Raw genomic sequence first — 21,068 nt, forward strand, 5'->3', positions numbered from 1 at the left:
CCATCGCAGTTTGAATATCACCCACTCCGTTCATGCTCTGCGCCACCCCTCCCGTGTCAGAGCTTAACCGTTAGCCCAAGAATTTATGTTCAAGCGCCTCCTCACCATCTTCTCAACGACTGCGGCTGCTGCGGCGCCCCTAGTCGCACCTGCGCCGAAGGTGACTCCTCATGCTGAGTTGATCTACCCGTATGTTGTACCGAAAGAGTATCTTCAGCACGGCCCGACACAGCCGGACGGAATCACCAGAACACTCGGGCATGATCTCTTCATCGTGTTAGTTCATGATCTTGATGGCTTAGTTCAGAATGTTCTGCCAGACGATCTGAAGAAACTCGGGCTGACGCCCGAGCAAGCCCAGAAGCAGGCAGACTCCAATCTGGCTGCACTGATCAAAGAACACAAGGTGCATAGCAGCGTGTTCGCCAGCGGCCCGCAAGGAAAACCCTTTGCGCTGTTTGGAGGTCACTGGGCGGCAGCCGCGAGTTCCACTTGGACCGGCCTTTACGCAGCACTCTCAAAGGCGCTTGGGTCTGGGCAGCTCATCGTTTCGATTCCGCATCGTGAGGCCATGCTTGTTTTTCCTGACGGTGGCCCTGCTTACCTCGAAGCGATGAAAGCCATAATACGGGAGAAGGAAGCAGATGGTGCCAAGCTGCTCACCTGGAATTTGTTTGATCTAACCAAAGACGGCCTTAAACCACGCAAAAATGATAGTTAACAAAACGGATGCAGGCAACGGCTCGTATGGCATCTGTCGTGTCATCAACGCTTCCCGCTCGCCGTCGCCTGATCCGAAGCGTTAGGCCGCTCGACCACGCCATGAAGAAGCTACGAGTCATCTTGCTGATTGCCGGGTTGCTGCTTGGGGCGTTGTTCATCCTTCCGCTGCTGATTGGCGTTTGGCTGCCCGACGTTATCAGCGCGCCCGAGCATACACTCGCAGAGCAGCGGCTTGCCAGCGGGCATTCGTTCCGAGTCGTGCAGTATTGGAATCGCGTGGACTTTTACTCGACCGAGTTGCGCGTCACTTCACCTGGCGGCAGCACTGAGACTCACACGTTGGACGGCGACGACAGCAAGAGTTGGCGGTTGCCCCTCGTCGTTGATGAGCAGCGGCAAACAGCAACGGTTACGTTGGGCGGCGGTCGCGTCAGAAAGGTGGATTGGCGATGAGAGCGACGCGGCCTAACTATGCGCTGCAGCGAACGGCCTCCCCGCCGTGCGTTCGAGCGTCGCGGGAGTTCGTGAGCGCACCGTGCGCTCCACCCGCGCCGCCGAGGCCGTCGGCTGATCCGAAGCGTTAGGGCAGATGCCTGGCAGATAGTGCATGCCAAACACTTGAGACCGTGCTTGAGGTGCTGCCCCGAAACGGAAAACCTTCCGTTTGACGCCCTTTAATCAATGGAACACCCTTTGCCATGACGGTTTCTGATTTATCCCCGGATGCTCTGGCGCGGCTGGAAGCAAAGTTGGTCGCGGACTTGGAGATGGTGCGCAAGGTGCGAGCACTGCTGGAGGAGCACCTGCCCATGCTGGCAACCACTCCGGCAGCGGTGAATGTGAGGGCGGTTGCCATGCCAGCTTCCGCGGCACCGATTCAAGCGTTGGCCCCGGCAGAGAAGCGCAAGTCGCATGACGAGATCCTCCTGGAGTGCCTGGTGCAGATGCCCGAGGGCGGCTTCGCCCCGCAGGACTTCAAACGGGCGGTGTACAAGGTCACGCGGAACTTCCCGGATGGCAGCACGGTGAAGACCTTTCTCAACCGCATGATCCGGCAGGGGAAGGTGGTCATTGCCGAAGCACGGACAGGCCGGAACGGCAGTCTCTACCGCTGCACCGTTCCCCGCCCCGCTCCGGCGGAAACACTGCCCGCCAGCAGCGATTCCTCGGTCGTTTCCGCCGAATCCACGCCTGCCCCAACGGAATGAGGGCGCTTCTCGCGCCATTTACCGGCATTCCAGCCCCTTTTACGGGTGAAATGAGCCGTTCATCCGGCGCAATCAGCCGATTCACCGGCAGAACAATCCGAATTTCCTGCCAAATCATCCGTTCTACCGCCAGGAGAACGTGTTTAACCGCCGCATGAATCCATTCCTCCGGCGCAACCAACCAATAAACCAGCGAATAAACCGAATTTCCTGTCGAATGAACGTGCTTTACCGCCGGTTAAACGGCTTCTTCGGCAGGATAAATGAACGATTCCTCCGGTTAATTGGATCAATCCTGCCAGTAAACGGCTCGGTGAGGCCGCTCCTCCTCGGAATGCTCCTGAGCCAACCTAGACACTGTGGGTTTGTTTAAGCGAGCCGGAGGGCTCGAAAGAACTCAGCCGGTGGTGAGCCGAGCAAGGTGAGACCGCCAGCCGCAGGCTGCCCGCAGGGTGAGCGAAGCGAAGCAACATGGCGCAGCCATCGAGAACCACCGGACCAAGGGCCGCGCACAACTCTGCCACCCTCCGCGCTCCGGCAGGAGCGCGAGAAACGAACGCGGCTTGGTGGGACCATGCTTTGGGAAGGCACCACCCTTCTCGCGCCCTTCCAGGGCGCGGTGACATAGGCGTGCTTGTTTGCTTGTGGGTCCGGTGGCTCTCCCTCGCCAAGCCTCGCTTCACCACCGGCTTTTTTTCTTGCGAGCCTCCGGCTCGCCCCTTCAGAGCGGGATGGCTTAACGGCATCGGCTTAACCAAGCTCTCAAACGGAACGGTTGGTTCTGAACCGCCTGTCGGTGCCGCTTTTTTGCGGCGCTGACAGGTCGGCCCGTGAGGTCGCAGCCTTGGCTCGATCACTTGTTCAAGACCAGCTTCAAAGCACCGTCGCGAACCTCCATGGACTGGATGCCGGCGAGGAATTTTTGCAGCGCAGGGTCGGTTTCGACGTTTTCGGCCACGAGATCGACGCCCTTGATGTCGCCGATCCAACTGTTCGGCAGCGAGATGCCGCCGAGGCTCAGGTCATCGAGTTTCAGTGAGAGTTTGTGCTCTGGCGTGAGGCTGGTGCCAAAGGTGAAGCGCACGCGGATTTTTTGATTCGGAAAGACCGGGAAATCCTCCGGTGCGGTGAAGATGAGCGCGGCAGACACATGGCCGTCGCCGAATTTCACCTGCACGCTCTCGCCGAGCTGCTGCTGCGCCAGATAGGCGTTTACTTCGCGCTCGGAAATGAGCAGCGTGCGGTTGGCCTCGTCGGCAGGAATGGCGGCGGGATTGCCGAGGACTTGCAGTTTGTTGTCAAACTCCGCTTTCTCGGTCGCCGTGAGGCTCACGGGCTGGATGGGCGAGGGATAGAACGTGTGCTTGACCCAGAGCGCCCCGGTGGCGGCGGCGATGCCCGCGCAGCCGAGAACGACGGCGAGGGTGATGAGAACAACTTTCTTCCTGGAATGCGCACGCGGTGCGGCGGGGGCAACGGTTTCAGTGATGGTTTGCATGGTGGTGGGATTGGATGGTTTCGCGGTGATTGTATTCATCCCGGCCTCGAAAGGCCATCTACATGTTCCCAGGCAGATTGTAAGGGGCTGGCCTCCGTTCGTGCCCGTGCGGCGGCACCGCACAGGAACTTCCTTGAACCGCGGCGGTTTGACGCGAGTATCCCCGCCCATGCCCCGGCACGTTCCCGATGATTATAGCTTTCTGCCCACCGTTGATTCGGTGGATGACGAGGACGTGGTCAAAGAGGAACTGGGGAGCGCCAGGCCGCCGCCGGTGGAACCTCCCCCCGCGCCAGAACCGCGTCATGACGCGGTTGAGTCGTTTCATGCTGAAGAACCTCAGCATGAAGATCCGCCCCCCTTCATCGCGCCTCCGGCTCCAGTGGCCGTGCCTCCGCAGCTTTCTGTCAAAGCCCCGGCAGCCCCTCAGAAAATCCGCACTTTTGAGCCTGATCACGCCAAGGATGCAGGACAAAGCGGCCGTGCGATGTGGGAGGCGTTTGCGGCTGATCAGGGGATCGACGCACCCACCCTTGTGACACCGAAGCCGCGCCCGGCCCCGCTTGCCGAGCCGCGTCAGGAGATCGAGCCGGTGGTTCCGGGCCGCGTTGAACCTCGGGCGACGCCCGGGGTGTCTTTTGGCCGTGGCTCCAAGGAAAACCATACCGTTCCTGTGGCCCCGGCACCCCTGAGCAGGGCGGGAATGCCGCGCCAAACGGAATCTCCGAAGGAGCAGCCCCCCAAAGAGCCTGATGAGTTGAAGGCTCCGACGGCGGTCGCTGTTGATCCCGAGGCCCCGCCTGCGGACAACTCCGGCGTGATCATGAACGCCAAAAAGCGCGCCCTGATCATGACGGTAGGTGTTCACGCCGCTGTGGCGCTCATTTTGCTCCTCATGCATGTGCCGATGCTCGATTTCACCCCGCCGGAGATCGTGGCGACGAGCGCGGTGGAGGAATTAGAGAACGAGTCGTGGAAAAAAGTCACCACCGCCGCGCCGCAGACCAGTCCGATGGCCGCCTCGGTTTCGCCTCTGCTTTCCACAGGCATCAGCGACATCGCGATGCCGGAGGTCGATTTCTCCGCCAGTGCGAATGATCTGAATGTCGGGTCGTCATTCGGCTCTTTCGGCACCGGGGTGACTTCTGGAGGGGCGGGCGGCAAGATTTCGTTCCTGGGCAACACCGCCTCGGCAAAGCATGTGGTGTTTGTGGTGGACGTGTCAGGCTCAATGTCCGCGTCAGTCACCGGAAGCAGCTTGTCCCGTTTTGATTTGCTCAAACGTGAGCTGGCAAAGAGCATTGGTCAGATGGCGGCGGGCACCGCGTACCAGATCCTCTATTTCTCCGATTTCGCCTGGCCGCATGACGTGGTGGACAGCAACGACATGCGTGCCCTGAGCAACTATGAATGGAAAATCTCCCCGACGAACCGAAACATCAGCATTCCGCGTTACAGTTATCTGGCCGCGAATCCGACCAACATCAGCAAAAGCAAAAAAATCATCGCCGAGTCGAACAATCCAGGCGGCACAAACTGGGGCAGCGGCCTCCTGATGGCCCTCAAAGGCAGCCCGAAGCCTGAGGTGATCTTTTTCATGACCGACGGCCTGCGCTCGGATGAACAGGGCTGGATCGACATCATCACTCAGGAGAACAACCGTGGCAAACGTACCATCATCCACACCACAGTCATGGGCACGCCGGACGCGGCGCGTGAGATGGCCGATCTGGCCCGTCGCAACGGCGGCAAGTTCACCGCCGTCATGGGCGATGGCAAAATCCTCAAGGAGCAGGATCTGCTGCGCTGAGCTCGCGCAACGCCGCCGCCACCTCATCCACCGGCAGGCCCACGACGTTGGTGAAAGAGCCCTCCATCCGCTCCAGCAGCATCTCTGTGTGCTCCTGAATGCCGTAGGCGCCCGCTTTGTCGAGCGGGTTGACTTTGGAGTGATAGTCCAGAATGACCGCGTCATTGAGCGGCTTGAAAATGACATGTGTGATGACATGCAGCTCGCGCTCGACCCTGCCGTCGCAGGCGAAAGCCACACCGGTGCAGACCTCGTGGGCGCGGCCTGAAAGCCGCCTCACCATCGTCAGTGCCTCGTTCATGTCCGCCGGTTTTCCCAGAGGCTCCCCATCGACATAAACCAGGGTGTCAGCGCCGATCACCAGCGCACCTGGCTTGATAAGGCTGATCGCGCATGCTTTTCGCCGCGCATTTTCGATCGTGAGCTGCTCGGGGCTCAGCGCGGCATCGTGCGCCTCCTCGACTTGCGGCACGATGATCTCAAAATCAAAGCCCGCTCCATGCAGCAGATCCACCCGGCGTGGCGAGGCGGAGGCAAGAACAAGCGGTCTCCGGCTCACGCGTCTTTGCCCAGGATTCCCGCCACATCATCCGCTCGGATCACCGCGTCGCGATGGTCCGGCGTGCGGTAGCGATAATAACCGGTTTTCTCCTGGTATTGCGGCTCGCCGGAGCACATCACCTCGCGCCCGTCCTTCAGCTTGATCTTGTGTGGCGCGGTGGATGCCAGCATGGCCGGCATCGAGCACGAGGCCAGCGATAGGACGGGCAGGATCAGCAAGGGAAGAAACAGAGCTTTCATGACAACAGGCGCGGTTTAAACGGCTCTCTTCAGACGTGACTTTCGCAGTTTATGTTCATCCTTCATGAACGTGCCAATTTCAAGCAACGGAATGATGCAGGTTGAAGCAGCCACCGTGCCTTCTAACCTGCCATGATGAGAGAAAATCTTCCCCCGGCCATTGGCATCATCGGCGGTTCCGGCCTGTACGACCTCGAAGGCTTCGAAAATCGCGAGGAGATCACCCTTCAGACGCCCTTCGGCCCGCCCTCGGACGCGCTGGTCACTGGCACGCTGGCTGGTCGCCGGGTCTATTTCCTCCCTCGTCACGGCAAAGGACACCGCATTTTGCCCACCGAGCTCAACCATCGTGCGAACCTCTGGGCGCTACGCAGCCTGAACGTGCGCTGGATCATCGCCGTCACCGCCGTGGGCAGCCTGCAGGAGCAGTACCACCCGCGTGACATCGTTTTGCCGGACCAGTTCTTCGACCGCACCAGCCGCCGCGATCAGCACACCTTCTTCGGGCGCGGCATCGTCGCCCATGTGGCCTTTGGCGACCCGCTTTCCGACAAGCTGCGCGCCTTGCTGCATGACGCCGTCGTTTCCCAGGGCCGCCGCGTCCACAACGGCGGCACCTACGTCTGCATGGACGGCCCCGCCTTTTCCACCCGGGCGGAATCCAACGCGCACCGCCAGCTCGGCTTCGATGTCATCGGCATGACTAACCTGCCCGAGGCCAAGCTCGCCCGCGAGGCCGAGATCGCTCTCGCCACGCTGGCCTTGGTCACCGATTACGACTGCTGGAAGATCGAGGAGGAAGCTGTCACCGCCGAATCCGTCATCGGCCACCTGCACGCGAATGTCGCCGCCGCCAAGGCCATCCTCGCCCAGGTCATCCCGCAGATTCCCACCGAGCCGAACTGGCCCGAGCACCGCGCCCTCGACACCGCGCTCATGACGGACCGTAAACTCTGGCCGGAGCAGACAGTGGAAGACTTGCTGCCGATTTTGCAGCGGTTTGTGTGAGGAAAATCAATCCTCCATCAGCTTCACCGCCAGTCGGCGCATGAACTGGCGGTCATGCAGATGGCCGAGGCGTTCGTGCGCCTCGTCCAGGTTGCGCAGGATGCGCAGCAGCGTGGCCTCGGCCGTGGCGGGTTCGCGGATAAGGTCTTCCATCCCCGGATTGGCGGCGGGATGATGCTTCGCCACATCCGCAGCCAGCATGAAGCGACCGCGGTTGAAACAATCGACCAGCCAGGTCTTTTCGCGATACGTCACGCGGGAGAGGAAGTGGCCGGGGAAGTTGCAGCCCTCGATCTCAATGCCAAAACGATGCCCCAGCAGGCGATAGAGGCAGCACAGGCTGATCGGGTTGCCCAGGCCGGTGTCCAGCACCCAGAACAGGTTGCTGTTCGCGGGCGAGTAATAGTCCTTGCTGTTGCCTTTGAAGCGGGTCACGCCGCCGTGCGGCGCGAACAGCCACTGCGCCAGCTCATGCGCGTCCATGCGGCCTTTTTCGGCAAAAGCCTCCTCCGCCAGCGCGTCGAGGCGTTTGGTGAGATCGGCGGACTGTGTCTTCCAGCCGTTCAGAAAGGCGGAAAGCTGGCTCAGGCCCTCCTCAAGCTGCGCGTCCGGCCCTTCCAGCCAGCGCCAGCGCATCCAGGTCTCCTCAAGCTCGGTGCGGCGCGCCGGCTCCAGCAACTGCGCCACAAGCCGCTCCTCTTCGGCTGAAAGCGGTGTCTCCAGTGCCTCGATGTGTTGCGGCAGTTCCCGGCGCATCACCGTCAGCTCCTGCCGCACCGCCTGACGCACGACTTCAGAGTCGTCGTCCAGCAGCTTGATGAGGTGATTCAGGTGCGGCAACGCAGACATGGCATGGTGTTAGCACGCCGCGCGCCTTGAATGCAATGATGAATTGATTCAAAGCCGGATTTCCATCGCCGTCGCCGCCCGGTGCGCCTTGGCCCGGGCCTCGTTGATGTTCTCAGCGCGGGCGAGCGTCACGGCCATGCGGCGCTGGCCGCTGACGCTGGGTTTGCCAAAGAGGCGCACCTGCGTGTCCGGCTCGGACAGCACCTCGTCGAGGCTGCCGAACTGCACTTTGGACGATTCACCCTCGACGAGCACCGCGCAGCTCGCGCTGGGGCCGTGTTGATGAATGTTCGGAATCGGCAGGCCCAAGATCGCCCGCACATGCAGCGCGAATTCGCTCAAGTCCTGCGAGATGAGCGTGACGAGTCCGGTATCATGCGGACGCGGCGAGACCTCGCTGAAGATCACATCATCGCCCTTGATGAACATCTCGACACCAAAGAGCCCACGCCCGCCGAGCGCCTCGGTGATCGCCCCGGCCATGTGCTCGGCCGCTTCGAGCGCCTTTTTCGACATCGGGTGCGGCTGCCAAGACTCGCGGTAGTCGCCCTTGATCTGCGTGTGGCCCACCGGGGCGCAAAAAGAGGTGCCGCCAGCGTGTCGGACGGTCAGCATCGTGATTTCATAATCAAACTCCACGAAGCCTTCGACGATCACCTTGCCCTTGCCCGCGCGTCCGCCCTCCTGGGCGTATTGCCACGAGTGTTTGATGTCAGAGGCGGTTTTCACCACGCTCTGGCCCTTGCCGGAGCTGCTCATGATCGGCTTTACCACGCAGGGCATGCCGATTTTTTCAATCGCGGCCCGGAACTCCTCCTCGGTGGCGGCAAACACATACGGCGACGTTTTGAGGCCCAGCTCCTCGGCGGCGAGACGGCGGATGCCCTCGCGGTTCATCGTGAGCTTGGCTGCTCGGGCGGTAGGGACGACGCGGAAGCCCTCGTTTTCGAGATCTAGCAGCGTGTCCGTGGCGATGGCCTCAATCTCCGGCACGATGCAGTCCGGCTTCTCCACCTCGACCAGACGGCGCAGCGCCTCGCCATCCAGCATGGAGATGATGTGGCTGCGATGTGCCACCTGCATGGCCGGCGCGTTCGCGTAGCGGTCCACCGCGATGACCTCGCAGCCGAGGCGTTGGAGTTCGATGACGACCTCCTTGCCCAGCTCGCCGGAGCCGAGGAGCATGACTTTGGTAGCGGAGGAGGAAAGGGGGGTGCCGATGCGTGCCATGCCGTCATTTAGGACGGCAGTCGGCGGGTTTCAAACCGCGATTCATGCGGATTCATGCGCTTCGATTCGTGAATCCTGATCTATTTCCCCATCACAAGCTTTAATGCGGCCACGAGATCCAGGCGGCGAAACGTCTGGCCGCTGGCCTTGTCCTCGACCTTCACGCCGGTGGTTTGCAGGATCTTCATCATCGCGCTGGCCATGTCGGGGCCGTGTTGTTTCCAATCGTAACCGCTTTTCTCGATCGCCTCGCGCAGGAGCATCACCGAGCCGCACAGAATGGCGTTGGAGGAACTGGTGGCGACTGCGGGGACGAGAAGCTCGACTTTTTCGTGACGGTCGAGAATGACGACATCCTGCCCCGGCTTCACGCCACCAATCGCAAAGCAGTTCGGCTGACTCGCGGGCCAGGAGATGCCTTTCGTGAAGCCGTGATTGCCTGCCGGAGCGCTGACCCAGATACCGAGTTCGCGCAGTTTCGCGAGCTTGGCGTCGATTTCTGTCGCCACTGGCTCCGCATGCTCCTGATCGTCCACTGGCGCGAGATTCACCGTCGTGATGCGATGCTCGGCATGATGGTCGATGACCCATTGCAGCGCTTTGGCGAGCGAGGCGGCATCGCTGATCTTGCAATGGCAGCACTCGAGGCTGCGGACAATGGCGATCTGGTTGTTGTAGGCCACGCCGCGTTTTCCGCCGTGATTCACCGACGATGGGATGCCAATCGTGCTGCCGTGGTAACCCTTGCCTTCGTGTTTCGGGTCGTTGTCACCATCCACCGCATCATAAGTGACTTTCACCTTGTCCCCTTGCCATTCGGGGCGCGACATCGTGCAGCCATCATCGAGCAACGCGAGCGTCTGACCTTTGCCGAAGGTGAGCACGTCGGCGTAGGCCTTCCATGCCGCGAGAACGCCCGCGTGCTCGAACTCGGCTGGCTGGGCAGGTTCTTGTGCGGAAGCGAGGCTGGAGAACAGCAGCAAGCCAGCAACGATGCCTTTAACGCTCATGTTTGGATGTGAGGAAGGCCAGCAGATCGCGCAGTTCGGCATCGGTGAGCGACATCACGAGTCCCGGTGGCATGAGGGACATTTTGATTTCGGTGCGGCTGATGACGTCGGCTTCGGGGAAGGCTCGTTCTTTGCCGGTGAGGTCGCGGAAGACTTCGCTGCTGGAGGAACGGAGAAGAATGCCGGTGAACTCGGTGCCGTCTTTGAGCTTCACGAGCGAGGGGTAGAACTGCGGGGCGACTTCGCGATGCGGTTCGAGGATCGAGCGGAGAATGGCGGCACGGTCGCCCTGCTGTGCGATGAGGGTGAGGTCAGGGCCGACGACGTTGCCACGACCGCTTTGGCGGTGGCAGGAGGCACAGAGGGCGACTTTGGGATGAAAGAAGAGACGACGGCCCGCCTCGACATCGGCAGTGCTGGGAAGTGAATCCAGCATCTTCAACCACGCGGCGGTGTCGTCGAATGCGGGACGAGCGGTGCTCATGGTGAAGGACTTGTCGTGCTTGGTGAAGCGCAGGCCGCGACGGGCTTCATCGCGGATGGTGGCGTTGTCACTCTTGGCGAGCTTTTGCAGCAAGGCGGTGTCTTCGACGCCGAGAATGGCCTCGGCGCGGAGTTGCGGGCTGCGCTTTTCATCAGCCGCGACTTCTGCGGAGGCTTTGCGGGCGGCGAGCGTGCGCACGACTTCGAGTGTGAGCACGTCATCGTTTGCGGCGAGAAGTTCGTTCAGCAACGGCACAGTGAGCGCCTTGTGCGTGGCAGGAACAAGCCGCAACGCGTAGCCTTTGAGACGTGCAGGCGTTTTTGAATTCGTGATGCGCTCGACGAGCACTTCGGGATTGGTCACGCCCGCGCCGGGTTCGCCACGAAGGGTGTTCCAAGTGGCGAGGACGGCTTCAAAGAGACGGAAATCGAGTGTGGGGTCGGAAAGCATCGCCTCGACCTCGGGCATGAACTTCGTCAAAACGGCGTCGGCGATCCAGCGCAGGCACTCGAAACGCATTTCAGGATCGGTTTCGGCCACAAAGGCCTGCACCCACTTTTCGTCGTTCAAATCAGCGCGACGCAGCGCGACGAAGGCCCAGACACGATCTGTTGCCGGGAGCTTTTTGAGTTCAGCGACGGACCATGGCAGGCGAGCGAGAGCGGTCAAAGCCGCATCGGAGAGATAAGAGTCACCACCACGGGCGAGTTCGAGCAGCTTTGGCGTGGGGAGCTTCGCTTTGCCTTCACGCAGTTCCTGGGCGAGGCGCGCGTCATCGTTGAGCGGGTCAGGCGTGGTCTTGAGCCAAGTCGCTTTCGATTTATCGATCTTCACCTTCCAGAGACGGCCGCGACCGTGGATCGGATACGAGCTGAACACCCAGTCGTTCATGTAGAACGCACCATCGGGGCCGACGGCCATGCAGGTGGGGCGGAAGAAATCACTGCCGCGCACCAGCGGGATGCGCTGCGAGGTGTAGCCCGCGCCTTTTCGCGTGAGCGGGAAGTAGTCGATGCTGTGATCGCTCCAAGACGGGATCATCACGCCGCCGCCGAGTTCGACCACCGCGCATGGCCCTTCTCCACTCGGATGCACCATGCCGAGCGTGCCGCGCAGCTCGCCGTTCCAAGCGACAAATGGATGCACAGGGGCGCTGCCATACACCCACTGAAAGCCGTAGTCGGCACCTTCGACGACATTGAGCAAACGGCACGGCGGACGACTGCCGGGATCGTTTTCGGCGGCGAAGATCTCGCCATCCTCACGCACGAGCAGGCCGAAGGGATTCCAGAAACCGCGGGAGATGCGGCGCAGGCCTTTGCCATCGGCGGTGCAGCGGAAGACGCCGCCTTCACCGCGACCGCTTACTTTGGAGCCGTCCTTGGCGGTAAGCGTCCAGTCCTTGCCGAAGTTTTCGCCGAGTGAGAAAACGAGTCCGCCATCAGGATGCCAGGCCATACCGCTGAGGCCGTTGTGCGGGTAATCCGCGAGCGTGTTCATCGTGGCGAGGTTCTCTTCCAAGTCGCCGACGCCATCGCCATTCGTGTCCTTCACGCGCAGGATTCGATCCCGCTCCGCGAGGTAGATCCAGCCATCGGGGCCGACTTCGACATGCATGGTGGCATCTGTCTTGTTATAAAAGACGCTGCGGTTTTTGCCGTCCTTGTCGAACACCAGAATCTCATCGTGCTGCGGCCCAGCGTAACCTTCAGGACGAAAATGTGTGTGGCACGAGGCCAGCCAGATGTTGCCCTTTTCATCGACATCAATGCCCGTCGGTGTGACGAGATCGGGATGCTCGGCCAGGAGCGTGAGTTTGACGCCGGGTTGCAACGTCTCGATCTGCGGCGGCAGATCCTTCGGCACATCGGGCGCTTTGGGCGGCGGTCCGGATTGAGCAAAAGCGGCGAGCGGGAGGAGAAAAAGGAGAAGGGATCGGTGCATGGAGAATTGGAATACGGACGGCCACCGCGCACATTGCGGTTGTGGCTCGCTTTACACGCGAGTGCTTGTGTTCAGTAAGTCGCACGACCGCCGGAGAGATCGAAGACGGCGGCGGTGGTGAAGGAGCAGTCTTCGGAGCAGAGCCAGGCGACGAGCGCGGCGGCTTCTTCCTTTTTGCCAAAGCGGCCCATGGGAATCTTCGAGAGCATGTAGTCGATGTGCGACTGCTGCATCTGCGCGAGGATGTCGGTGGCGATGACGGCGGGCGTGACGGCGTTGACGGTGATGTTGGAGGTGGCGAGCTCCTTGCCGAGCGATTTGGTGAGCGCGATGACGCCGGCCTTTGAGGCGCTGTAGTGCGCGGCGTTGGGATTGCCTTCTTTTCCGGCGATGGAGGCGATGCTGACGATGCGACCATAGCCGTTCTTCAACAGGTGCGGCACGACGCTGCGACAGCAGTAGAACGGCCCATTGAGATTGATGTCCAGCACGCGCTGCCAGTCGGCGGGATCGATCTCCCACGTCTTGGCGTTGCCGCCGGTGATGCCGGCGTTGTTCACGAGGATGTCGAGTTTGCCAAAGGCTTTCACCGTGGCCTCGGTCGCATCCTGAACTGAGGCGAGATCAGCGAGATTCACCGTGGCGGTATGCACGGTGTCCGGCGTGCCGACTTCAGACGAAGCCTGTGCGAGCGCTGCCGCGTCCACATCCCAGAGTGAGACACGAGCGCCGGAGGCAAGAAGACGTTCGGCGATGGCACGGCCGATGCCACGCGCACCTCCAGTGACGATGGCGTTGCGGTTGTTGAGGTCGATTTGGTTCATGAAGGGTTGGTGTTGGATCAATCAAAGTTCCGTCCACTGGCCGGGCACGGGCACAGGGTAGCGACCTTGGGCATCAGACTTGATCGGCGGTTCGCTCTCATGCGTGAGTTGGTCGATACCGGGGAACCATTCGAACTTCGACGCGCGCGCCTCGTCCCACGTCACGGAGCGGCCCATGTGCATGGCGGCGCGGCCCATGATGGCGGCGAGGTTCGAGTGCGCGGCACGCTTCGCCTGATTGAAGGGTTTGTTCGTGCGGATCGCTTCGAGGAAGTCGTTCCACTGATTCTGCCACACGGTGTGCTTTTCCTTTGGTGCGCGCCATTCGATGTTCTGGCGCGTGGTGTTCTGGTCCTTGTAGATCTCCACATCGGCGGCGTGTGTGCTGCCGGAGAACTGCGCGGCCTTTTTGCTGCCATGCACGTAGGTGGCGAAGTGGCTCTGCGTCTTTGCGATGTAGCGCACGGTGTGCATGGCGCGGGTGCCATTGGGGAAGGTCCACTCGACATTGAAAGCATCGAGATTCTGGCTGCAATCCGTGCTGTTCGCGGCGCGTCCGCACACGCCCTGCGCGGTGACGGGCAGCGCATCGTGTAGCCAGCAGAGTTCGTCGATCTGATGGATGTCCATCTCCGCCCAAAGGCCACCGCAGACCCAGTAGAACTTTGTGAAGTTGCGCAACTGCCACTCCAGCTCGCTCTTGTCCGCAGGCTTCGGCCCGAGCCCTCCCGCAGGGCCCATGCGATAGGCGCGGGTGTATTGCAGATCGCCCAGTTCACCCGCGCGGAGGCGGCGGATGAGTTCCTCGCGGTTCGGCGAGTGGCGGCACATGAGACCGGCGGCGATCTTCACGCCCTTTTTCTCAGCCAGTTCGGCGGCGGCGATCACGCGCCGCACGCCGACGGGATCGGTGGCGAAGGATTTCTCCATAAAGACATTCACACCGCGCTCCACGGCATACTCAAGTTGCTGCGGGCGAAAGCCTGCGTAACCGGTGAGCAGAGCGATGTCGCCTGAGCCGGGCCGGAGCACGTCGATGGCCTTCTTGAAGGCATCAAAGCCGATGAACTGTCGCTCCGAGGGCACATCAATGCGCTCTTGAAACTTGTCATAGAGAGCCGTGTGCGCCCTTTGCAGCCGGTCTTCATACAGATCGGCCATCGCAACCAGCTTCGTGGTGCTGCCGGTGGCTTCCATCGCATTGGCAATGGCACCGCTGCCACGCCCACCGCTGCCGATAATGGCAAGCTGAATGGTGTCACTGCCCGCTGCATGGACGTGCGGGATGGCGATCCCGGCCAGTGCTGATGCGGCGACGGCTTTGCCGCTTTGCTGGAAGAAATCACGGCGAGTGAGATGGATTTGGCTGGGTGAGTTCATGGCTGGATTGGGGTTGGATGGGGTTGTCTGTCTGGATCAAATCATCAGAGGCCCGCGAGCACCTCGCTGAGCTTCACCTCGCGTCCGAGTTCGAGGGAACGCTTGGCGGCTTCGAGCGCGGCGATGACCTCGACTTCCTCCTCGATGGGCACGCTCTCCTTGCCGGTGATGACGAGATCGAGGAAGGCTTCCAGCAGGTAGGCGTAAAGGTTTTTCAAATCAGGCGTGATGCTGCGCCAGCCCTTCTCGCCGTAGAGATTGATTTGATAGCCGCCGCGCATCACTTCCTTATCGGCGACCATGAGGACAACATCGCGCTTCTCGCCGAAGCGCAGACGCGCGATGTTCGCGCCGGGCTTGCCGACGTTGATGGCGCTCACCGCGCCTTTGCCAAGCACGGCGTAGGCCATCGAGAGCGCGTGGATGCCGTAATAAACCAGTTCGTTGCCGCAAATGACACTCGCGAGATGCACCTCGCCGAGTTGCGGCAGTTCGTCACGCAGCTTGATGATGTCCGGCACAAAACGCAGGCTGCTCGCGGACATGAAGCGCGTCTTCGTCTCGCGAGCGAGTTTCGCCACAGCAGCGGCCTCGCGGGCGGTCATGGCGAGCGGTTTGTCGCAGAAAGTGGGCACGCCTTTGCGCAGTGCATGCTCCGCGTATTTCCACTGCGAGCCGCTACCGTCATCGACGATGAGCACGGCATCCACACCGTCGCAGCATTGCTCGGGCGTGTCAGTCACGGTCTCGATACCGCAGACATCCGCCAGCGCGCGAGCGGCGGCTTTGTCGGTGTCCCAGATCTTCACCACGCGCGCGCCTTCGAGCCTGCGGCCTGATTTGACGAAGGTACCTTTGAGCTGCTTCGCCTTCTCCTCATCCCAGCCATTGAACGTGGTGGAGAACGCGGTGCCGTGATGCGAGCCCGGCATGCGTGGCGCAGTCGATCCATCATAGGTAGGCGCATACGTCGCCGCAGAGATGATGCCGAGCTTCAGCGGCGCTGATTGAGCAAGCAAAGGAGTGCCAGCCATCGCGGCGAGCGCACCGGCGGAACGGGAAACAAACGAGCGGCGGTCGAGCAGTGGATTCATGGTGGTGCGGGTTCGATGAATTGCGGAAGGAGAAGCTGGGTTATTTGCCGGCCACTGGCCGCCCCAGGCAGATGCGGAAGCCATCCCGCGAATCGGAATAGGCCACGTTTCTGATTCCCAACCGGACGGCGCAGCGCGCATTGCCGGGAACGTCAAAGTAGTTTCCACCTCGGCACACGGGTCGCGACACGGTGCGCAGCTCCGCGTTTTCATAATAGACATCTTCGTGCCCGCCATTCGGATCGAAGTGGTCGATGACAAACTCCCACACGCCGCCGCACATGTCGGCGAGGCCAAAATCATTGCGGCCTTTCTCGCCATAGTGATCGACGGGCGAGACAAAGGAGTAGCCGTCACTCCAAGGCACCTTCGCCAGCGGCCATGCTTTCGAGCGCCCCGGCAGGACATCCATGCTGGAGATGTTCAGCCTGCCTTCGCCAGCCTCGATCTCGTTTCCCCACCAGAAATAGCGGCTCTCCTTGCTGCCGCCACGGCAGCCATGCTCCCACTCGGCTTCCGTGGGCAGACGGTATTCGAGTCCATCGGGCAAACGACCGGCTTTGCGTTCGCGATCTGTCAGCCATTGGCAAAACGCCTTCATGTCGTTGTAACTTACGCACACAACCGGAAAGTCATCGCGGTTCGGGAAGCCCCAGTTCGGATCGCGCCAACTCTTGCCCTTCATCGATTTCCATGGCTGCACGACCTTCGTCGTCAGGTGGTAGCCGTCCCATGCAGGATCAAATACCTGCGTCTCGCCGCTGGGCTTTTCGGCATCGGTCACATAACCGGATTCGTCCACAAAACGTCGGAACTGCCCGACGCTCACCTCCGTGCGCCCCATCCAGAAACCGTTCTTCACACGCGTCAGTCGTGGCTGTTCGCCCTCGAATGACTCGCGCGACGTCCCCGGCTGCGCGCCGCCTTCGATTCCCGTGGCCCACTGTTTTTCCTCCGGCGTGCTGCCCATCATGAACTCGCCGGGCGGGATGAAAACGATCTCCAGCGTCACGCCACCTCCTAGCGCGATCTGCTTGGAGTCACCCTTTGCCTGCTCTGCGGAGAATGCGAGGCCGGAGACACCGACGATGATCGTCGAAGTGAAAATGGAACGGAGGATCAGGTTCATGGTGGTGGTTGTCTGTGTTTTGATTCTCAAATCCTGATCACCTGGCCTGTGCGGGCCGATTCTTCGGCGGCGAGGCAGGCTAGAACTGCCTCGCGTGATTCTTCAGGCGTGATGACGGTGGGCTTCTTGCCTGTGGCGACGCAGTTCACGAAGTAAGCAAGCTCATCGCGCAAAGCGCCACGAAGCTGGCCGTGAATCGTCGGCCAGTAGGTTGTGTCCGGGCAGCGCGCACCTTTGCTGTCCACGATCATGAGATTCGGATGCGTATCATGAATCGAGATAGAGCCCTCGGTGCCGATGACTTCGAGACGCTCGTCGATTTGAAACGGCGTGGTGTCCGGCAGACACCACACGGACTCCAAAATGCACGACGCGCCGCTCTCCAGCCGATACATGACGTGACCGAGGTCGGGATTGGCATGCTGGCGGAACTGCACCGTCTGCGCATACGCGGACACGGCGCGTGAGCCGCTGAACCAGAACATCAAGTCGGTGTCATGCACACCGTCGCCGATGATGGGGCCGATCTTGTCGAGCACCGAGGCACCGACCCACGCGGGCAGATTCCGCCGCGCATACATGGAGATGATCTTGCCGATCTTGCCTGCCTCGATCTCCTGCTTTGCGGCGGCGTAGCGTGGGTTGAAGCGGCAGATATGGCCGACCATGAAGAAGCTCTTCGCCGCGTTCGCCGCATCGACGATTGCGTCACAGTCGGCGACGGTTGATGCCATCGGCTTCTCCAAAAAGACGTGCTTCCCGGCCTGAAGCGCGGCGATGGCAGGCGCGGCGTGCTGATCCCACATCGTGGTGATGCTCACGGACTCCAGTTCGGGGTCCGCCAGCATCGCGTGGTAGTCAGTGAAGGTCTTCTTCACGCCAAACTTCTTTGCCACCTCGGCCAGACGTTCGGAGTTGCGGGTGCAGACCGCGTAGATTTCCGCATTGGGGATCGCCGCGAGCGCTTCGCAATGCTTCTCGCCGAACCAGCCGAGACCGAGGATGCCGTGTTTCACTTTTTTCATGAATGGAGTGGGTGGGTTGTTGTCAGGGGGCTTCACGATTTAAATCACCACGGCGGCAGCGCCATGGTGCCGCCATCGAGCACGATGGAGGTGGCATTGATGTAGCCTGCGTCATCGCTGAGCAGGAAGGCGGCGGTCTGCGCGATGTCGATCGGCTGTCCAAGGCGGCGCACCGGGATGCGGCGCGCGACATCGGCGTAAAGCTCGGCGACGGGCTTGTCCCAGCCCTCGCAGCTCGCCGCGAGCATCGGGGTGTCGATGGTGCCGGGGCAGATGCCAACGACGCGCACCTTGCCTGCATGATCCACCGCTAGACAGCGAATCAGGGACTCCAGCGCGCCCTTCGACGCGCAGTAAAGCGCGTGCGCCGGGAAGCCGATGAATGCCGCGACGGAGGTCGTGATGAGAAACACGCCCTGGCCCTGCTGCTCCATCACCGGAATGACGTGCTTCGCGGTCCAGAACACGCTCTTCACGTTCACGCCCATGAGTTTGTCCCACGCAGCATCGTCGAACTCGGTGACCTTGCCTTTTCCCCAGACGCCCGCGTTGCAATGCACGCCGTCGATGCGGCCGTAATGATCGAGTGCGCTCTTCACCATCGCCTTCACGCTGTCCTCGCGTGACACATCGGCGAAAACAAAGCGCACGTCGTGCCCGGCATCGCGCAGCTCCTTTTCGAGAGCTTCTCCGCGTTCCTGTTGATTCGATGCGATGACCACGCGCGCGCCGAGCGATGCGAAATGTCGGCTGCATGCCTCGCCAATGCCCGACGTGCCGCCGGTGACCAGAATGACTTTGTCTTTAATGTTCATCATTTTACCTCCAGGGAAGATCGCTTTCGTTTTCAAACTTCATGAACTCAATCACCGCGCCGTCCTTGAGGATGAAAGCCACGGTGAAGTTCGGCGACGGCTCGAAGGGCTCGATGAGCACCTGTTCGCCAAGCAGCTCCGCCTGGATGTCGTCCACGCGATACGCGACGTGCGGTAGGTTACGCACGGGGCCGGTGACAGGACTGTCCGGCTCAAAGCGCAGATACTCGACCTTGTAGGGATGTTTGCGTGGGTCGGTGACCCACACCTTGGTGTCTTCGACAAAATACTCGCCGGGATGACTCTCGTCTGTCGGCAGGCCGATGTGATGGAATGTTTTCATAGTTTTGATTTTCTCTCTGAAATGGCACGGTCGGCCATGCGGAAGAAGTCATTCTCCGGGGCGTAACCGAGCACCGTGCGGGCGCGGGTGATGTTGATCTCGAAAGGGTGATACTTCGGGTTGGGAATCTCGATCGTTGGCACCCCGAGCTGCTTCGACAGATAGTCGGCTGCAACGCGGTAATCGAAAGCCGCCGGCCCGGCGATGTTGAAGGTTTGCCCAAGCGCCGAGGGATTGTCGATCATCCGATCAAAGGCCTGCATCACATCATCGACATGCACGATGTGCCGTCGCAGCGGCACGCCGTTCACGTCCATGAGGATGGGAATGCACTCCTGTTTGGCCCGCACCAGCGCGAGCACATCTTCGCTCACTTCACCAAAGCCATGTCCAGGCTCGGCGGGGTTCACGTTCCGCAGCAGCGAGAAGTGATTCAGCAAGTCGTCCTGCTCAAACACCCACGACGAGCGCAGCACCGTGACCGGCACGCCGTATTGCACCGCGTATTGCGCGGCCATCGTCTCCTCCATGACCTTGGAGAAGGCGTAGTAGCCCGGATAGGCTGTGAGCGGATGATTTTCGTCGATGGGGATCGGCTGCGGATAAAACCAGATGCCCTGCGCCGCATCGCCGCCGAAGAGGATGAACTGCTTCACGCCCTCGCGGCGGCAGGCTTCGAGAATGTTGAAAGTGCCGCGCACACTCACGTCAAAGAAGGTATCCGCGTTCTCCTTGGTCGTGGCGAGCTGCACCACGATGTCCGCGCCGCGCACCGTTTCGTCCACCGCCTTCGCATCCGTGATGCTGCTGGTTACCGACGTGATGTTCTCGCCCGCCACGGGCGTGCGATGCACAAGCGCCCTCACTGCAAACCCGCGCCGGGCCAGAACCGCCAGCGCGTGGCGTCCGAGCTTTCCGCTGGCTCCAAAAATGGCGACAGTCTTTTTCATGCGACGAGTATAACGCTGCTTGAAGGCTCAAAGCATTGGCCGGGAGCGTCAACCTTTGGTATTTTTCGGCCATGAACGAACAACGCCGGGCGCAGCAATTTCAGCAGGCATTCCTCAAACGCATGGGCTGCGGGCTCCAACTCTCGGCGCTCTTCGCCACGCTGCCGATGATCGCCTTCCTGGCCAAGGACAAGGAAAGCCGCTTCGTCTGCGCCAACACCCGCACGCTGAAGATCTTCAACCTGGAGCATGAATGGCAAATGCTCGGCAAGATGGACCGTGACTTCTTTCCGCGCGAGCTGGCCGCCAGCTTTGTGGATGAGGACCGGCGCGTGATGCGCACCGGCAAGACGCGCACCTACTACTCGCAAATGGTGCCGGACATCAGCGGACCGTTGAACTGGTATGTCGTTTCTGTCTCACCGCTGCGCGATGTGCGTGGACACATCTGCGGCGTCGCGCTCGTGCTATACGACATGCATGAAGTCGGCGGTGTGGCGCAGCCTTTCCAGCAACTCGAGCCAGCTCTCCGCCACCTGCACACGCGATTTCGAGAGGCCATCGAGACGAAGCAGCTCGCCGCGCTCACGCATTTGTCGGAGCGGCAGTTCACCCGCCTCTTTCATAAGCTCCTCGGCGAGCCGCCGATGCGCTACCTCATCCGCCAGCGCATCCGCGCTGCGTGCCAAGATCTCATTGCCACCAATCACACCGCAGGAGCCATCGCGCTCGAATGCGGTTTCTACGACCAGAGTGCTTTCACCCGGGCCTTCCGCGCCCAGACCGGCCTGACCCCCGCCGCGTATCGTCAGCACCACTTAGCAGCCTGTTGAAAAACCTCTCCTCCTGGGTGATGAGAACAACCCTGCATGTTTGAGCAACGCCAAACCAAGCAACGCCAGCAGGAACTCTGGATAGTCGCCGGAGAACTTCCCGCAGCCAC

Annotated in this window: 21 protein-coding genes; 6 read left to right on the plus strand and 15 right to left on the minus strand. The window is 61.2% G+C overall.

Annotated features, from left to right (window positions below; translation table 11 throughout):
* The first annotated feature begins 85 nt into the window (after positions 1 to 85).
* The 3 genes from ACILSI_RS18980 (at position 86) to ACILSI_RS18990 (ending at position 1,931) form a co-directional block, all read left to right on the plus strand.
* Entirely contained in the window at positions 86 to 721 is a 636-nt protein-coding gene (locus ACILSI_RS18980; protein ID WP_395723483.1) for a hypothetical protein, read from the plus strand.
* 101 nt (positions 722 to 822) lie between these two features.
* Positions 823 to 1,176 carry a hypothetical protein gene (locus ACILSI_RS18985; RefSeq protein ID WP_395723484.1) on the plus strand — a complete coding sequence of 118 codons (354 nt, stop codon included), beginning with the start codon at positions 823 to 825 and terminating at the stop codon, positions 1,174 to 1,176.
* Positions 1,177 to 1,421: 245 nt separating this feature from the next.
* Complete coding sequence (locus tag ACILSI_RS18990) at positions 1,422 to 1,931, plus strand: hypothetical protein (protein ID WP_395723485.1); 510 nt, start codon at positions 1,422 to 1,424, stop codon at positions 1,929 to 1,931.
* 853 nt (positions 1,932 to 2,784) lie between these two features.
* Here the strand turns inward: ACILSI_RS18990 and ACILSI_RS18995 are convergent.
* Positions 2,785 to 3,429 (minus strand): hypothetical protein, encoded by a 645-nt coding sequence (locus ACILSI_RS18995; RefSeq protein ID WP_395723486.1) that lies wholly within the window; start codon positions 3,427 to 3,429, stop codon positions 2,785 to 2,787.
* A 169-nt stretch (positions 3,430 to 3,598) separates the two neighbouring features.
* Between ACILSI_RS18995 and ACILSI_RS19000 the strand changes: the two genes are divergently transcribed.
* Positions 3,599 to 5,239 (plus strand): hypothetical protein, encoded by a 1,641-nt coding sequence (locus ACILSI_RS19000; protein ID WP_395723487.1) that lies wholly within the window; start codon positions 3,599 to 3,601, stop codon positions 5,237 to 5,239.
* Here the strand turns inward: ACILSI_RS19000 and ACILSI_RS19005 are convergent.
* Positions 5,214 to 5,798 carry a Maf family protein gene (locus ACILSI_RS19005; protein WP_395723488.1) on the minus strand — a complete coding sequence of 195 codons (585 nt, stop codon included), beginning with the start codon at positions 5,796 to 5,798 and terminating at the stop codon, positions 5,214 to 5,216. The genes ACILSI_RS19000 and ACILSI_RS19005 overlap by 26 nt on opposite strands.
* Positions 5,795 to 6,040, minus strand: a complete 246-nt coding sequence (locus ACILSI_RS19010) for a DUF903 domain-containing protein (protein ID WP_395723489.1) — start codon at positions 6,038 to 6,040, stop codon at positions 5,795 to 5,797. The genes ACILSI_RS19005 and ACILSI_RS19010 overlap by 4 nt, the downstream gene beginning before the upstream one ends.
* Before the next feature lie 132 nt (positions 6,041 to 6,172).
* Here ACILSI_RS19010 and mtnP point away from each other — a divergent pair, with 132 nt between their 5' ends.
* Positions 6,173 to 7,048: an S-methyl-5'-thioadenosine phosphorylase gene (gene mtnP, locus ACILSI_RS19015; RefSeq protein WP_395723490.1), complete on the plus strand. Its 876-nt coding sequence runs from the start codon at positions 6,173 to 6,175 to the stop codon at positions 7,046 to 7,048.
* 6 nt (positions 7,049 to 7,054) lie between these two features.
* Here the strand turns inward: mtnP and ACILSI_RS19020 are convergent, their stop codons facing one another.
* The 12 genes from ACILSI_RS19020 to ACILSI_RS19075 all read right to left on the minus strand — a co-directional run bounded on the left by ACILSI_RS19020 (position 7,055) and on the right by ACILSI_RS19075 (position 20,125).
* Positions 7,055 to 7,897: a transglutaminase-like domain-containing protein gene (locus ACILSI_RS19020; RefSeq protein ID WP_395723491.1), complete on the minus strand. Its 843-nt coding sequence runs from the start codon at positions 7,895 to 7,897 to the stop codon at positions 7,055 to 7,057.
* Positions 7,898 to 7,945: 48 nt separating this feature from the next.
* The gene (gene purT / locus ACILSI_RS19025; protein WP_395723492.1) at positions 7,946 to 9,127 is read right to left on the minus strand and encodes a formate-dependent phosphoribosylglycinamide formyltransferase; all 1,182 of its coding nucleotides are present in this window, start codon (positions 9,125 to 9,127) and stop codon (positions 7,946 to 7,948) included.
* An 80-nt stretch (positions 9,128 to 9,207) separates the two neighbouring features.
* Positions 9,208 to 10,137 (minus strand): S8 family serine peptidase, encoded by a 930-nt coding sequence (locus ACILSI_RS19030; protein ID WP_395723493.1) that lies wholly within the window; start codon positions 10,135 to 10,137, stop codon positions 9,208 to 9,210.
* A complete protein-coding gene (locus ACILSI_RS19035) occupies positions 10,127 to 12,565 on the minus strand; it encodes a PVC-type heme-binding CxxCH protein (protein ID WP_395723494.1) in 2,439 nt (812 codons plus the stop codon). Before ACILSI_RS19035 ends, ACILSI_RS19030 begins: the two co-directional genes overlap by 11 nt.
* 71 nt (positions 12,566 to 12,636) lie before the next feature.
* Positions 12,637 to 13,389 carry an SDR family NAD(P)-dependent oxidoreductase gene (locus ACILSI_RS19040; protein ID WP_395723495.1) on the minus strand — a complete coding sequence of 251 codons (753 nt, stop codon included), beginning with the start codon at positions 13,387 to 13,389 and terminating at the stop codon, positions 12,637 to 12,639.
* A gap of 21 nt (positions 13,390 to 13,410) precedes the next feature.
* Positions 13,411 to 14,769 carry a Gfo/Idh/MocA family protein gene (locus ACILSI_RS19045; RefSeq protein WP_395723496.1) on the minus strand — a complete coding sequence of 453 codons (1,359 nt, stop codon included), beginning with the start codon at positions 14,767 to 14,769 and terminating at the stop codon, positions 13,411 to 13,413.
* A 44-nt stretch (positions 14,770 to 14,813) separates the two neighbouring features.
* Positions 14,814 to 15,863, minus strand: coding sequence for a Gfo/Idh/MocA family protein (locus ACILSI_RS19050; protein ID WP_395723497.1), 1,050 nt, complete (start codon positions 15,861 to 15,863; stop codon positions 14,814 to 14,816).
* Between the two features lie 40 nt (positions 15,864 to 15,903).
* Positions 15,904 to 16,992: a formylglycine-generating enzyme family protein gene (locus ACILSI_RS19055; RefSeq protein WP_395723498.1), complete on the minus strand. Its 1,089-nt coding sequence runs from the start codon at positions 16,990 to 16,992 to the stop codon at positions 15,904 to 15,906.
* Between the two features lie 26 nt (positions 16,993 to 17,018).
* Positions 17,019 to 18,017, minus strand: coding sequence for a Gfo/Idh/MocA family protein (locus ACILSI_RS19060; protein WP_395723499.1), 999 nt, complete (start codon positions 18,015 to 18,017; stop codon positions 17,019 to 17,021).
* A gap of 44 nt (positions 18,018 to 18,061) precedes the next feature.
* A complete protein-coding gene (locus ACILSI_RS19065; protein WP_395723500.1) occupies positions 18,062 to 18,835 on the minus strand; it encodes an SDR family NAD(P)-dependent oxidoreductase in 774 nt (257 codons plus the stop codon).
* Position 18,836: 1 nt separating this feature from the next.
* On the minus strand, positions 18,837 to 19,175 hold the full coding sequence (locus tag ACILSI_RS19070) for a hypothetical protein (protein ID WP_395723501.1): 339 nt from the start codon (positions 19,173 to 19,175) through the stop codon (positions 18,837 to 18,839).
* Positions 19,172 to 20,125, minus strand: coding sequence for an NAD-dependent epimerase/dehydratase family protein (locus ACILSI_RS19075; protein WP_395723502.1), 954 nt, complete (start codon positions 20,123 to 20,125; stop codon positions 19,172 to 19,174). The genes ACILSI_RS19070 and ACILSI_RS19075 overlap by 4 nt, the downstream gene beginning before the upstream one ends.
* Before the next feature lie 71 nt (positions 20,126 to 20,196).
* On the opposite strand from ACILSI_RS19075, the gene ACILSI_RS19080 reads away from it, so the two are divergent.
* The gene (locus ACILSI_RS19080; protein ID WP_395723503.1) at positions 20,197 to 20,958 is read left to right on the plus strand and encodes a helix-turn-helix domain-containing protein; all 762 of its coding nucleotides are present in this window, start codon (positions 20,197 to 20,199) and stop codon (positions 20,956 to 20,958) included.
* Positions 20,959 to 21,068: the final 110 nt, after the last annotated feature.

The organism is Prosthecobacter sp., from assembly GCF_044232965.1.
Classification (GTDB): domain Bacteria; phylum Verrucomicrobiota; class Verrucomicrobiia; order Verrucomicrobiales; family Verrucomicrobiaceae; genus Prosthecobacter.

Excerpts from the sequence above, each read along its gene's own strand:
- ACILSI_RS18985 (WP_395723484.1), top strand. The coding sequence starts at position 823 with ATGAAGAAGCTACGAGTCATCTTGCTGATTGCCGGGTTGCTGCTTGGG.
- ACILSI_RS18980 (WP_395723483.1), top strand. The coding sequence starts at position 86 with ATGTTCAAGCGCCTCCTCACCATCTTCTCAACGACTGCGGCTGCTGCG.
- ACILSI_RS19045 (WP_395723496.1), bottom strand. The coding sequence starts at position 14,769 with ATGAACTCACCCAGCCAAATCCATCTCACTCGCCGTGATTTCTTCCAG.
- ACILSI_RS19000 (WP_395723487.1), top strand. The coding sequence starts at position 3,599 with ATGCCCCGGCACGTTCCCGATGATTATAGCTTTCTGCCCACCGTTGAT.
- ACILSI_RS19040 (WP_395723495.1), bottom strand. The coding sequence starts at position 13,389 with ATGAACCAAATCGACCTCAACAACCGCAACGCCATCGTCACTGGAGGT.
- ACILSI_RS19070 (WP_395723501.1), bottom strand. The coding sequence starts at position 19,175 with ATGAAAACATTCCATCACATCGGCCTGCCGACAGACGAGAGTCATCCC.
- ACILSI_RS18990 (WP_395723485.1), top strand. The coding sequence starts at position 1,422 with ATGACGGTTTCTGATTTATCCCCGGATGCTCTGGCGCGGCTGGAAGCA.
- ACILSI_RS19035 (WP_395723494.1), bottom strand. The coding sequence starts at position 12,565 with ATGCACCGATCCCTTCTCCTTTTTCTCCTCCCGCTCGCCGCTTTTGCT.
- ACILSI_RS19055 (WP_395723498.1), bottom strand. The coding sequence starts at position 16,992 with ATGAACCTGATCCTCCGTTCCATTTTCACTTCGACGATCATCGTCGGT.
- ACILSI_RS19065 (WP_395723500.1), bottom strand. The coding sequence starts at position 18,835 with ATGATGAACATTAAAGACAAAGTCATTCTGGTCACCGGCGGCACGTCG.
- ACILSI_RS19080 (WP_395723503.1), top strand. The coding sequence starts at position 20,197 with ATGAACGAACAACGCCGGGCGCAGCAATTTCAGCAGGCATTCCTCAAA.
- ACILSI_RS19060 (WP_395723499.1), bottom strand. The coding sequence starts at position 18,017 with ATGAAAAAAGTGAAACACGGCATCCTCGGTCTCGGCTGGTTCGGCGAG.
- purT (WP_395723492.1), bottom strand. The coding sequence starts at position 9,127 with ATGGCACGCATCGGCACCCCCCTTTCCTCCTCCGCTACCAAAGTCATG.
- mtnP (WP_395723490.1), top strand. The coding sequence starts at position 6,173 with ATGATGAGAGAAAATCTTCCCCCGGCCATTGGCATCATCGGCGGTTCC.
- ACILSI_RS19020 (WP_395723491.1), bottom strand. The coding sequence starts at position 7,897 with ATGTCTGCGTTGCCGCACCTGAATCACCTCATCAAGCTGCTGGACGAC.
- ACILSI_RS19030 (WP_395723493.1), bottom strand. The coding sequence starts at position 10,137 with ATGAGCGTTAAAGGCATCGTTGCTGGCTTGCTGCTGTTCTCCAGCCTC.
- ACILSI_RS19075 (WP_395723502.1), bottom strand. The coding sequence starts at position 20,125 with ATGAAAAAGACTGTCGCCATTTTTGGAGCCAGCGGAAAGCTCGGACGC.
- ACILSI_RS18995 (WP_395723486.1), bottom strand. The coding sequence starts at position 3,429 with ATGCAAACCATCACTGAAACCGTTGCCCCCGCCGCACCGCGTGCGCAT.
- ACILSI_RS19050 (WP_395723497.1), bottom strand. The coding sequence starts at position 15,863 with ATGAATCCACTGCTCGACCGCCGCTCGTTTGTTTCCCGTTCCGCCGGT.
- ACILSI_RS19010 (WP_395723489.1), bottom strand. The coding sequence starts at position 6,040 with ATGAAAGCTCTGTTTCTTCCCTTGCTGATCCTGCCCGTCCTATCGCTG.